Annotated in this window: 10 protein-coding genes and 1 tRNA gene; 3 read left to right on the top strand and 8 right to left on the bottom strand. The window is 67.5% G+C overall.

The annotated features are described in order from the left end of the window. Positions 1-43: 43 nt before the first annotated feature. Positions 44-119: transfer RNA gene (locus tag ACE5C1_RS08395), tRNA-Lys, on the top strand. A gap of 26 nt (positions 120-145) precedes the next feature. Here the strand turns inward: ACE5C1_RS08395 and ACE5C1_RS08390 are convergent. The 6 genes from ACE5C1_RS08390 to ACE5C1_RS08365 all read right to left on the bottom strand — a co-directional run bounded on the left by ACE5C1_RS08390 (position 146) and on the right by ACE5C1_RS08365 (position 8621). Then, positions 146-403 carry a hypothetical protein gene (locus tag ACE5C1_RS08390; protein WP_374943611.1) on the bottom strand — a complete coding sequence of 86 codons (258 nt, stop codon included), beginning with the start codon at positions 401-403 and terminating at the stop codon, positions 146-148. A gap of 63 nt (positions 404-466) precedes the next feature. Continuing rightward, a complete protein-coding gene (locus ACE5C1_RS08385; RefSeq protein WP_374943610.1) occupies positions 467-1021 on the bottom strand; it encodes a fasciclin domain-containing protein in 555 nt (184 codons plus the stop codon). 90 nt (positions 1022-1111) lie between these two features. Further along, positions 1112-1807: an anti-sigma factor domain-containing protein gene (locus tag ACE5C1_RS08380; RefSeq protein WP_374943609.1), complete on the bottom strand. Its 696-nt coding sequence runs from the start codon at positions 1805-1807 to the stop codon at positions 1112-1114. Further along, complete coding sequence (locus ACE5C1_RS08375; protein WP_374943608.1) at positions 1804-2331, bottom strand: sigma-70 family RNA polymerase sigma factor; 528 nt, start codon at positions 2329-2331, stop codon at positions 1804-1806. Before ACE5C1_RS08375 ends, ACE5C1_RS08380 begins: the two co-directional genes overlap by 4 nt. A gap of 175 nt (positions 2332-2506) precedes the next feature. Beyond that, positions 2507-6790 carry a Calx-beta domain-containing protein gene (locus tag ACE5C1_RS08370; protein ID WP_374943607.1) on the bottom strand — a complete coding sequence of 1428 codons (4284 nt, stop codon included), beginning with the start codon at positions 6788-6790 and terminating at the stop codon, positions 2507-2509. Between the two features lie 133 nt (positions 6791-6923). After that, positions 6924-8621, bottom strand: a complete 1698-nt coding sequence (locus ACE5C1_RS08365; protein ID WP_374943606.1) for a DUF885 domain-containing protein — start codon at positions 8619-8621, stop codon at positions 6924-6926. A 120-nt stretch (positions 8622-8741) separates the two neighbouring features. Between ACE5C1_RS08365 and ACE5C1_RS08360 the strand changes: the two genes are divergently transcribed. Next, complete coding sequence (locus tag ACE5C1_RS08360; RefSeq protein WP_374943605.1) at positions 8742-9569, top strand: alpha/beta fold hydrolase; 828 nt, start codon at positions 8742-8744, stop codon at positions 9567-9569. Between the two features lie 219 nt (positions 9570-9788). Here ACE5C1_RS08360 and ACE5C1_RS08355 read toward each other — a convergent pair whose 3' ends face one another. After that, complete coding sequence (locus ACE5C1_RS08355; protein ID WP_374943604.1) at positions 9789-10106, bottom strand: septum formation initiator family protein; 318 nt, start codon at positions 10104-10106, stop codon at positions 9789-9791. A gap of 4 nt (positions 10107-10110) precedes the next feature. After that, on the bottom strand, positions 10111-11391 hold the full coding sequence (gene eno / locus ACE5C1_RS08350; protein WP_374943603.1) for a phosphopyruvate hydratase: 1281 nt from the start codon (positions 11389-11391) through the stop codon (positions 10111-10113). Between the two features lie 141 nt (positions 11392-11532). Between eno and ACE5C1_RS08345 the strand changes: the two genes are divergently transcribed. Then, complete coding sequence (locus tag ACE5C1_RS08345; RefSeq protein WP_374943602.1) at positions 11533-12069, top strand: hypothetical protein; 537 nt, start codon at positions 11533-11535, stop codon at positions 12067-12069.

Raw genomic sequence — 12069 nt, 5'->3', positions numbered from 1 at the left:
GCGCGGCTCCCGACGGGATGGCGCCGCCACCCCGATCCGGCACGGACGCATAGCTCAGTTGGTAGAGCAGCTGACTCTTAATCAGCGGGTCCTTGGTTCGAGCCCAAGTGCGTCCACCATTTTCCTGTAAAGCTAAGCCACGTAGCTACCGCGCTCGCCCGAACCCCGGCCGATCGTGGCGTGCCAGCAGCGCTACGATCTCCGCATGGCCGAAGCGCAACGGCGGCACGCGGCGGTCGGGCAACGCTATGACGAGCGGGCGCTGCGCATTCTCGTCGAGCGCATCGACGTAGAGCAGCACTTCCCAGAGCGGCCCCTCTCGTACCAGTTCGCGAGGGTAACCGTGTTGCGGGACTTCTCGGACCAGGGTGGCCGCCTCCCGCCAAATTTGTACGCCAACCATATCGACTTCCATATTCGCGCATCGCATGCTCCGGGGGCTGCACCGCAGCCCCGGACGCGTCGTTCAGGGCATCAGCACCGTGTCGACGACGTGGATCACGCCGTTGGACTGCATGACGTCCTTGATCGTGACCATCGACGTGCCACCCTTGGCATCGGTCAGGATCAGCCTGCCACCGGTCATGCGCGCGGTCAGCGGCTCGCCCTGCACCGTGGTCAGCGTCGCCCTGCCCTTGCCCGCACGGATCGCGGCGGCGATCGTCTTGGACGTCATCGTGCCGGGCACAACGTGATAGGTCAGAATGTTGGTCAGCGTCGCCTTGTTCTCGGGCATCACCAGCGTGTCGACGGTGCCGGCGGGCAGCTTGGCGAAAGCCGCGTTGGTGGGCGCGAACACGGTGAACGGACCCGGGCCCGATAGCGTGTCGACCAGCCCCGCCGCCTTGACCGCAGCGACCAGCGTCGTGTGATCCTTCGAATTCACCGCATTCTCGACGATCGTCTTGGTCGGATACATCGCCGCACCACCGACCTTGGGATTGGCAGGCGCCGAAAGCGCGGGCGCGGCGGCGATCATCGCGGCAGCCGCGATCGCGGCGCGCAGGTTGAACTTTGTCATGGAGGAATCCTCGTCTCGCGCAATCTCAGGCGATTGCCCCGCATATACGCCTGCGCACCCCGGTTGGATGCGACGGCGACTGCCGACGGATCAGCTTCGCGCGATCTTGCCGGTCAGGATCACCGCACCGGTCGGCGCGCCGGTCTTCGAACCGCCGCGCGGCTCGAGCGATATGGCCAGCGTCGATCCCGGTACCAGCAGCGCCGCGATCTGCGGCGAGGCAGCGCGGAGCGTCCGGCGCCGCGCGGGGAGCAGGCCGAGCGAAACCGGAGCGCCGCCTGCCGGAATCACCCACAATTCGGCGTCATGTGCACCGACCGTCAAGGCGCTGGGCAGCACCGACAGGCGCCGTCCCGCGGGATCGTAGTCGACAGCGACGATATCGCCGCGGTCGGGCGACGCCAGCACCGCCACCAGCGTCGAGGCGGGTGGCGGTACGGGCGCAGACGCCTGCACCACCGGCGCGGCGTTCGGGCGCATGAGCAGCGTCGTGCCGAACACCAGCGCCAGCGCTGCCGCCACCGCGGTCGCCGCTTGCCAGCGGCGGAGGTGTCGCCGATTGTCGTTGGCGGGCAGTTGCCGTTCGATCGCGGCCCAAACCCACGCGGAGGGCGCTTCGTCGCGGCCTTCCAAAAGCGCCAGGCTGCGCGCCTGCCACCACCGGAAACGTTCCGCAAAGGCCGGGTCGTCGTTCACACGCTGCTCCGCCGCCGGCCGTTCGTCGGCATCGAGCAGCCCGAAGGCGAGCTCGGCAGCGAGCAGGTCGTCGGCCTCGCGATCCGTCACGAAAGGCACCCGCGCAGCTTGAGCAATGCCCGGCGGATGCGGCTCTTCACCGTCGGCAGCGGCATCGCCGCGCGCCCCGCGACTTCGGAATAGGTCGATCCTTCGAAGAACGACGCCGCGATGAAGCGGCGGTCGAGCTCGTCGAGCTGGTCGAGGCAGGCATGCAGCTGCCGCCGCTCGTCCTCCACCAGCGTCGCGGCGAACAGGTCGGCATCGGGATCGGCGACGTCCAGCCGGACCGCGCTCGGCAGCTGCGGGCTGCGCGCCAGCACACGGTGCCGGTCTATCGCGCAATTGCGCGCAATCGTCATCAGCCACGTCATCGCGGTGCCGCGCGCGGCGTCGAACGCGCCGGCCCGGCGCCAGATCGAGATATAGGTCTCCTGCAAAGCCTCTTCCGCATGCTGCCGGTCGGGCAAGATACGCAGGCAGACGCCGAACAGCTTCGCCGAAGTCAAACGATACACGCGCTCAAGCGCACGCGAGTCGCCCCGCGCCACCTCGGCCAGTGCGTCGGCAAGCAATGCGCGGTCGTGTTCGGACGCGACCGGGCGAAGTCTCGCCGCCGGCCGTTCAACGCTATTGCTGTTCAGACACCCGCTCCCATCCCGCACAGTCTTCCCGTCCTTGGCGCCCGCGTCAACGCGAAAACGGCCGCGGGTCGCCCCGCGGCCGCCGTCGTGACCGGTCCGGTGTCCGTCAGAGCGTCGGGATCGAGCCCGCCAGGACGAAGTCGTCGGCCTGGAGCGCCTGGGTGCCGGTCAGCTGGATCGCGAAGTCGGCCACCCCGTCGCCATCGACATCGCCGTAGACGAAGGTGAACGCACCGATCACCTGCGCGCGAACCTCGCCCGCGGTGCCGGTGAAGGCGCCGAAGCCGATGAAGTCGGTAACGCCCGCATTGGCCAGGTCGATCACGTCGCCCGAATTGACGTCGAAGTCCTTGATCGTGTCGGCCTTGGCCAGCGTCGCGAAATCGCCGGTCGCAAACACGAAGCGGTCGGCACCCGCGCCGCCCTCCAGCGTGTCGCGGCCGACGCCGCCGATCAGCACATCGTTGCCGGCCCCGCCGACCAGCCGGTCGTCGCCGGCCAATCCCGACAACGTGTCGTCGCCCGCCCCGCCGAACAGCGTGTTGTTCAGCGTGTTGCCGGTGCCGGTCGAATCGACGCTGGTCTGGAACTGAAGGATCTCGACATTGTCTCCCAGCGTGTAGCTGGTCAGCGTCGTCTTGACCGTGTCGGTCCCCTCGCCAGCCAGTTCGACCACCGTGTCGCCGGTCGCATCGACGAAATAGCTGTCGTTGCCCCCGCCGCCTTCCATCCGGTCGTTGCCGGTCCCGCCCTCCAGCACGTCGCTGCCCGCACCGCCGAACAGCACGTCGTTGCCGCCGAAGCCGCGCAGGCGATCGTTGCCTTCGAATCCGGCAAGCTGGTCCCGACCGTCGTTGCCGGTCAGCGTTTCGGCGCCTGCGGTCCCGGTCTGCGTGACGATCGGCGTACCCACCGTCAGCTGGACGAGGACCGGATCGTGGTCGGACGCGAATTCGTCGCGGTTGAGATGGAGCACGTCGATCAGCGCGCCGTCCTGCAACCCGGCGCTGACCAGCACGTGGTCGATTTGCTGGGCGTTGCCGTCGAACACGTAGCTGTACCGCTCGTTGGCGGCGAGACGATAGGTGAGATTCTCCAGCACCGCGGTGCCGGTGCCGGTGATCGCGCCATTCGCGAAGGTCTGCGCGCCGGTCAGCACCTGAAGCGGTTCCTCGAACTGGAATTCGTTGAAGTCGCCCGCGACGATCACTTGCGCACCCGCGTTCGCGGCGAGCAGACTGTCGACATAGTCGTTCACCGCCGCCGCTTGCGCCGCGCGCTTCGCCTCGCCCCCTGCCAGCGACGGCTGGATCGCGCCTTCCAGCGCGCCGCTGCCGCCCTTGGACGTGAAGTGGTTGCCGATCACCGTCACGTCCTCGCCGTTGAAGGTGAAGTCCGCGACCAGCGGGATGCGGGCGCCGCTGAACGGGTTGGTCGGATCGGTCGCTTGCGTCGCCGCCTGCGGGATCGAACGGACCGATCCGTCGACCAGCTGCACCCGGTCGGCGCGATAGATCATCGCTACCTGGATGTTGCCACCCGGCTCACCGCCATTGGTGCCATCGGTAACGAACGGGTTCTCGATGAAGGTGTAGCGCACGCCGCTCTGCGCGAAGATCGCATCGACCAGCGTCTGCAGCGTGACGTTCGCACGCGCGCTGCCCGAATTGGCCGATCCGTCATTGTCCTGAATTTCCTCCAGTACGACCACATCGGGCGCCTTCATGTCGACGCCGATGTCCTGCCCGATCAAGGCGAAGCGACCGCTGCCGAGGTCGGTATCGCCGTCGCTGTCGTTGGGATCGAGATTCAGGACGTTATAGGTTGCAACCAGCAGCTGGTTCGACGCCGCTGCCAGCGCGGTCGGATCGGCGACGACCGGCGCGGCCGTCGCGACGGTCGGGGCGGAGGTCGCGAGCACGGTGTAATTGCCCGAACGGTAGGACACGACGCCGGTGACGTCGTCCAGCACTGCCCCCGCCTGTACGTTAGGGACGCCGCCCGTCAGCGAGCCGATCAGGATGCGTTCCGGGTTGAAATCCGAACCTGCGCCCGAATTGACCACGCCGAGACCGCCTGCGCCGCCATCGATCACGACATGCCCGTCGGCCGACACGTTGGTCGCCGCCAGTTCGGTGGCGTTGCCCGCAACCGTCCAGACGCTGCCCGCGGTCGGCGCCACCGTGTGCGGCGATTCGACCGTCACGCGCATGCCCTCCAGGCTCTCGAAGAAATCGAGGCCGTCGGTCGCCGGATCGAAGCTGGTCAGATTGTCGTCATCAAGGATCTCGGTCGGCGGACGGATGCCGTCCGGGCCGATCAGCACCGCGGCAGGCAACGCATTGCCGGTGCTTACGACGGTGATCGAGGTCGGTACCAGCTCGGTCAGCGGCAGCACGCCGGTATCGCCGTTCGGCAGGAACTCGTCGACCCGCGCGGTCATCGTCACCGCATCGCCGACCGTGACGGTGGGCGCGGTGCCGGTGAAAACGAAGACGCCGTCCGACGTCGCTCGATCGCCATCGCCGGTCGCGTCCTGGAGATAGAAGCCGTTGCTCGCCAGCGCGGTGACGATGCCCTGCGTGGCAACCGTCTGCCCCTCATAGGGCGAACGGTGCGCGGCGCCCTGGATCTCGAAGATCCGCAGCTGCGCCAGGTCGTCGTTGACGATCGTGCCAGTGGCCGTGGCGCGGCCCAGGTCCGCGCCGCCGCTCGCGTTCGACAGCGTCAGCGAGAAGCGCTCGTCGGGCTCGCCGACGGTGTCGGTCGCGACCTGGATCGTGATCGTCGCCTGCGACTGGCCCGCGGCGAAGGTCACGGTGCCCGATGTCGCGCCGGTCAGGTCGTTCGCCGAGGCGAAGCCCGCCCCGCTGCCGAACGACACCGCGTAATCCGCCGACGCCGCTCCGGTCGTGCCGCCGGTGCGATCGACGGTGAAGGTCAGCGCGGTGGTCCCGCTGTCGCCCTCGACGACGCTCGCATCGCGCACCCGGATCGAACCGGCAGGGTTGGCGACCACGAAGTCCTGCCCCGCATTGACCTGCCCGAAGCTCGACGTCGTCGCTGCGGTCCAGGTGAAGTCCTCGCCGTCGCTGCCGCTACCTTTCAGCTGGAGCGACAGCGTTGCCGGCTCCGTCCCGCTCTGCGCCACGCCGATGTCGGTGCTGGTCAGCCCGTTGGCCGCGCCGCCGACCGCGGTGAAGCTGCCCTCATAGGACGGGAACTGGACGACCGCGCCGTTCGCATCGACCAGCGCCAGCCCGTCGGGCGCGCCGTTCTGGATGCCCGGGGTCGCGAAGGAGAGCGCGCCGTTGCCGTCGTCCTGGTTCGGGATCACGCCCGACAGCTGGATCGTCGAATAGGGCGCGCCGCCGTTGCCGTTGTACAGCACCAGCGTCCAGCCCGCGAGGTTCAGCCCCGCCGTGCCCGCGATCTCGACCCGCTCGCCCGTGTCGGCGCCTGCCGGATCGTAGAGGATCTCGTTGACGAACGCGCGGCCCGGCGCCGCGGCGGCGCTGTCGTCGTTGGTGATCGTGCCGGTCGCCGAGGCGGTGCCGATCGCGGCGCCGCCGGTCGCGCCCGACAGGGTGACGGTGAAGGATTCATCGGCCTCGACCGCGGTATCGCCCTGAACCTTGGCGAGGATCGTCGCGGTCGTCTGACCCGAGGCGAAGCTGACCGTGCCGCTGAAGGCGTTGTCCGACGCGAAATCGTCCGCGGTCGCGGTGCCCAGCGTGAAATCATACGCTGCGGTGACCGCGCCGTCGCTGCCACCCGAGCGGGTGACGGTGAACACCAGCGAGGTCGTCCCGCTGTTGCCTTCCACGATGCTGGCTGCCGCGATCGACAGCGAGCCGGGGGCTGCCGCCGATCCGAACGTCTGGCCCTGGTTCACCGCGCCGAAGCTGCTCGCCGCCGAACCCGCCCACGTGAAGTCCTCGTAGGTCGTGCCGGTGCCGGTCAGGCGCAGCGACGTGCCGACCGGGGTCGTCGTGCCCTCGACAACACCGACATCGACGCTCGTCATCCCAGCCGCGGGGGTGCCGGCCGCCGCGGTCAAGACGCCTTCGTACGACAGGAACTGGACGACGTTGCCCGCCGCGTCGATCAGCGCAAAGCCGTCGGGCGACCCGTTCTGCAGGCCATCGACCGGCAGCGTGAAGTTCAAGGTGCCGTATCCGTTCGCCTGGTCGGCGAAGGTGCCGGTCAGGTTGATCGTGTTGTAGACCGTGGCGTTCGCCGCCGCAGCCGCGGTCGATCCGCCATTGTACAGCACCAATTTCCACCCGGTCAGGTCGGTGCCCGCGCGCCCGGCGATCTCGAAGCCCTCGCCGCTGTCGGTTCCGACGTTGTCATAGTGCAATTCGTTGATGAAGGTGGTCGTGGCCATGACAATTCCCCGGATGAAGTCGCGGTGACGGTCCCTTAACGGAACTTAACCGCGCCAATGCCGGGTGACGATGACGAATCGGTGACGCGGATCCGGTTTATTTTCCGCGGCCTACCCGGCACCGCGTCCTGGATCAGAACACCGCATGCGGCGTGGACTCGTTCATCATCGCCTGGCGCACCAACGGGATCGGTGGCCCGCCGAAACTCAGGAAGCGGTCGTGGAACGCTTTCCATCCTGCCCGCCCACCGTGCGTCGCGGCCCAGTCGGAACGCAGTCGGCGGATCATCAGCTTGCCCATCGTGTAGTTCAGGTACGCCGGATCGTAGGTGCCCCGTGCCGCCTGCTGCCGCGCGGTCCCCTCGTCCTGATAGCATTGTTCGACGAACAGCCGCCGCGACTGATCCTGGGTCATCCCGCGCGCGTGCAGCCCGATCGCGGACAGATAGCGGCAGTCGCGCAGCAGCGCGTTGGAGAGCTGGCCGATATGCGTCTCCGCGGTGCCGCCGTTGACGCCGGCTTCCCACATCATCTCCTCTGCATAATGCGCCCAGCCTTCGGCAAAGGCGTAGCCGACGAACAGCCGCCCGAAGATCGACGGCGAGCGGTTGGCGTGGCGGAACTGGAGGAAGTGCCCCGGCATCACCTCGTGGATCGAGGTGAACAGCAGGTCGTCCTTGCCCGGCACGAACGCGTCCCGCGTCGCCTTGTCCCACGCCGGATCGGGCGGCGAGATGTAATAGATCGAGGGCACGCCCTTCTCGAACGGTCCGGGCGGGTCGATATAGGCGCTGTTCTGGCGGTTGTAGGGCGGACTCTCCTCGACCAGCGCCTGTTCCCGGTCGGGAATGGTGACCAGGTCCTTGGCAATCACGAACGCGCGTAGCACCGGGATCTGCCGTCGCGCCTCCGCCACCGGGCCGCCCTCGGGCTTGTTGGCGTTCATCTTATCCATGCACGCCGGAATCGTCATGCCCGTGGCAAACTTCGCGCAGGCCTCGCGCAGCGCGTCCTGGTTGCGCTTGAGGTCGGCGCGGCCCGCCGATTCCAGCGCATCGAGCGAGGTGTCGACGCCCTCGGTCGCCGAAACCATCCGCGCGAACCGGTCCGCGCCCAATGCGAAATCCTGGGTTGCGTTCGCGCGCTGGCTCTCGATCCACGCCGCCAGATCGGCCATCGCGCCCGCCGCCTTTTCCGACGTCGCGCGCAGTTGCGCCTGGAGCGCGGGATCGGCCACGTCGGCGAACGCCTTGCGCGCATCGCCGCGGTAATAGTCCGCAAACCCCTTGAACCCGGCGACGCCGTAATTGACGTAGCTGAGCGGCATCGGAGTCTTCAAATTCGCCCGGATGTTCGCCGCCGCCGCCGGAACATGGTCGAGGAACCGGATCAGCGCGCGCATCCGCACCGGCTTGGCGGCATAGTTGCGCGCGATATACACATTGGGATCGAGCCCACCGCCGACGTACCAGGCCGGGTTGCGGTGCGGTTGGTCGGCATCCTCCAGCCAGAACAATTTGCCCTTGGCGACCTGCACCAGATAGGCACGTTCGAACCGGTCGGCGTCGGACAGCGTGCCCGCAAACCCCTGCGCGTCGGTGATCGCGGCATGGTAGAAGTCGCGCTGCCGCTTCAACCCCGCCTCGCTCCAGTCGGCAAGCCCACCATCGAAATCGTGCCGCCCCTGATACACCGCGTTCGACGGATCGAGCTGGAACCCGCGCTCGATGAACGCGTCGCGGAACGCCGCCCAGCTGCCTGGTGCGGGCGCTTGCGCCGATGCGCCCGCGCACGCCAGCGCCGCGACCGAGATCGCCCATGTCCACCGCATCGCCACTCTCCTTGATTCGGCCGTCTTGCAGCAATGCTGGCAGGCCCAGGCGCGGCGCGCCAGCGGGAACGCGGCCGGCGACCGCACGTTTCGCGCTCGACCCTCTTACGGAGCAGCTTCATGCCCTATGTGAAAACCCGCGACGGCACCGACCTCTACGTCAAGGATTGGGGCAGCGGCCGCCCGGTGGTCCTGACCCACGGCTGGCCGCTCAACGCCGACAGCTGGGACCCGCAGGCAATGGCGCTCGCCGAAGCCGGTTTTCGCGCGATCGCCTACGACCGCCGCGGGTTCGGGCGGTCGGGGCAGCCATGGAGCGGCTACGATTACGACACGCTCGCCGACGATCTCGCCGACGTCATGGCGGCGACCGGCGCCGACGGCGACGCGACGATCGTCGGCTTCTCGATGGGCGGCGGCGAGGTCGCGCGTTACATGAGCCGCCATGGCGGCAAGGGCGTGATCGCCGCCGGGCTGATCTCCTCGGTCGTTCCCTACATGCTCCAGACCGACGACAACCCCGATGGCGTGCCCGATTCGACCTTCGGGCAGATGCGCGACGGCATCAAGAAGGATCGCGCCGCCTTCTTCCGCGACACCTTCACCCCCGGCTTCTACGGCGTCGGCTACATCTCGCATCCGGTCAGCGACGACATCCTCGATTGGTCGACCAGCCTGGCGCTCCAGGCGGGCCTCAAACCGACGCTCGCTTGCCTCGACGCGTTCGCCTACACCGACTTCCGCCCCGATCTCGCCGCGTTCAAGGTTCCGACGCTGATCGTCCACGGCACCGGCGATAAGACGGTGCCGATCGACGCCTCCGGCCGCGCGGCGGCAAAGGGCATCGCAGGCAGCCAGCTGGTCGAATACGACGGCGCGCCGCACGGGCTGAACGTGACGGAGAGCGACCGGCTGACTCAAGACCTGCTGACGTTCCTGGGACGGTAAGCTAACCTTCTTAGCCCTCTCCCGCTTTCGCGGGAGTTGCGGGTCGGTCATGCCCCCGGCATGACCTAAACCGCGCGGGGCGCAGTTTACCCGCAACTGGTTGGGTGAGGGTCTTCTTCTACCTTCTGCCACCGCCGTCAAAAGAAGAAGACCCTCACCTCCCACTCGCTGACGCGAGCGGGCCCCTCCTCTCCCGCGAAAGCGGGAGAGGGCCAATGATCACCGCGTGTTGAGCGGCACGATCACCTCGTCGGGATGTGCGACGTTCAATTCCTTGCGCACCATCTCGTCGACCATGTCCGGATTGGCATGATCGGGGTTAAGCAACGCCACCCGGTTCTTCAGCACCGCACGCTTGCGGTCCAGCTCGGCATAATCGTGCTCGCGCTTGACCAGCTGACGTTTGTAATCCCCGTACGCGAACAAGCCGTTGCGCCCGAGCACCGCATAGGCGCCGAAAAAGGCGATGATCGTCAGTCCGATCGCGGGCCACGCCGCCCGCTTCATCGTCCGCGCGAACGTCGACGGCTTCCTCATTAACTTATGCCCCCATCAGCACGTCGCGCCCGGCATAGCGTGCAGCGTCGCCCAGCTCTTCCTCGATCCGGATCAGCTGGTTGTACTTGGCCAGCCGGTCCGATCGCGCCAGACTGCCCGTCTTGATCTGCCCGCAATTGGTCGCGACCGCCAGGTCGGCGATCGTCGCATCCTCGGTCTCGCCCGACCGGTGGCTCATCACCGCGGTATAGCCGCTGCGCTGCGCCATCGACACCGCCTCCAGCGTCTCGGTCAACGTGCCGATCTGGTTGACCTTGACCAGCAAAGAATTGGCGATGCCGTCCTTGATGCCGCGCTTCAAACGCTTGGGGTTGGTCACGAACAGGTCGTCGCCGACCAGCTGCACATGGTCTCCGATCAGGTCGGTCAGCGCCTTCCAGCCCTCCCAATCGTCCTCCGCCATCCCGTCCTCGATCGAGAAGATCGGATAGCGCCGCGTCAGGTTCGCCAGATACTCGGCCATCTCGTGGCTGGAAAGGATGCGGTTCTCGCCCGAAATGTCGTACCTGCCGTCCTTGAAGAACTCGGTCGCGGCGCAATCGAGCGCCAGCATCACTTCGTCGCCGGGCCGGTATCCCGCCTTCTCGATCGACGTCATGATGAAGTCGAGCGCCTCGGTCGTGCTCGCGATGTTGGGTGCAAAGCCGCCCTCGTCGCCGACTGCGGTGTTCAGCCCCTTCGCGCTCAGCCCTTTCTTGAGCGTGTGGAAGATCTCCGACCCGCAGCGCACCGCCTCGACGATGTTCGCAGCACCCACCGGCACGATCATGAATTCCTGGAAATCAATGGGGTTGTCGGCATGCTCGCCGCCGTTGATGATGTTCATCATCGGTACGGGAAGCAGGTGCGCCGACACCCCGCCGACATACCGGTACAGCGGCAGCGCGCGCGCTTCCGCCCCGGCCTTTGCCGCCGCCAGGCTGACGCCCAGGATTGCGTTGGCGCCCAGCCGCCCCTTGTTCTCGGTCCCGTCGAGCTCGATCATCGCATGGTCGAGGTCGCTCTGGTCCTCGGCGTCCATGCCGACCACGGTTTGGGCGATGTCGCCGTTGACCGCGTCGACAGCCTGGTCGACCCCCTTGCCACCCCAGCGGCTCGCATCGCCGTCGCGCTTCTCCACCGCTTCGTGCGCCCCCGTCGACGCGCCCGATGGCACCGCGGCGCGTCCGAAGCTGCCGTCCTCCAGCAGCACGTCGACCTCCACGGTAGGATTGCCCCGGCTGTCGAGGATCTGGCGCGCGTGGATGTCGATAATGGCGGTCACGTGAGTAAAGCTCCTGATCTGGCGCAAGACGCGGTCGCCGCTGCTCTATCGCGTGGCGCGGCGCTCGGCAATTCGTTGACGCCGCGATGGAACGCCGCTGCCCCGCGTGGGTTGAGAAGCCGATCGTTCCGAAAGGGAAACATGATGTCAGACACCGACTTCCGCCGCGAAACCGACGCCGACCTGGAGACCCCGCCCGCCGACGCCGAGTTCCGGCCGGCTGAGCCGCTGAAAGATGCCGGCGTGGACTTCACCCCCGATGACGGCGGCAGCGCCGCTCCGGCAACGGGCACCACCGCGACCCAGACCCTTCGTGAGAGCGGAACCAAGCTGACCACCCAGGCGACCGACAAGGCCCGGATGTTCGCCGATCAGGGCAAGGCCAAGGCGGGCGAGAAGCTCGACGAATTCTCGCAGATGCTCACCGACGCGGCGCAGACCGTCGACGAGAAGATCGGCGGCCAATACGGCCAATACGCCAGATCCGCCGCCGACCAGGTGACGAGCTTTTCCAATTCGCTAAAGGCAAAGGATGTGGACGAGCTCGTCGAGGACGTCCGCGGTTTCGTCCGTGCCAGCCCGGCGGTGGCGATCGGCGTCGCCGCGGCGCTCGGCTTCGCGCTTGCCCGGCTGGTCCAGTCGGGGCTCGAAGCCGGCACCGGCGACACCAAGGCGTAA

The sequence above is a fragment of the Sphingomonas sp. genome, assembly GCF_964263785.1.
Taxonomy (GTDB): domain Bacteria; phylum Pseudomonadota; class Alphaproteobacteria; order Sphingomonadales; family Sphingomonadaceae; genus Sphingomonas.
Note: the sequence above shows the minus strand (reverse complement) of the source record. Positions and strands in the feature narration are given on the sequence as shown.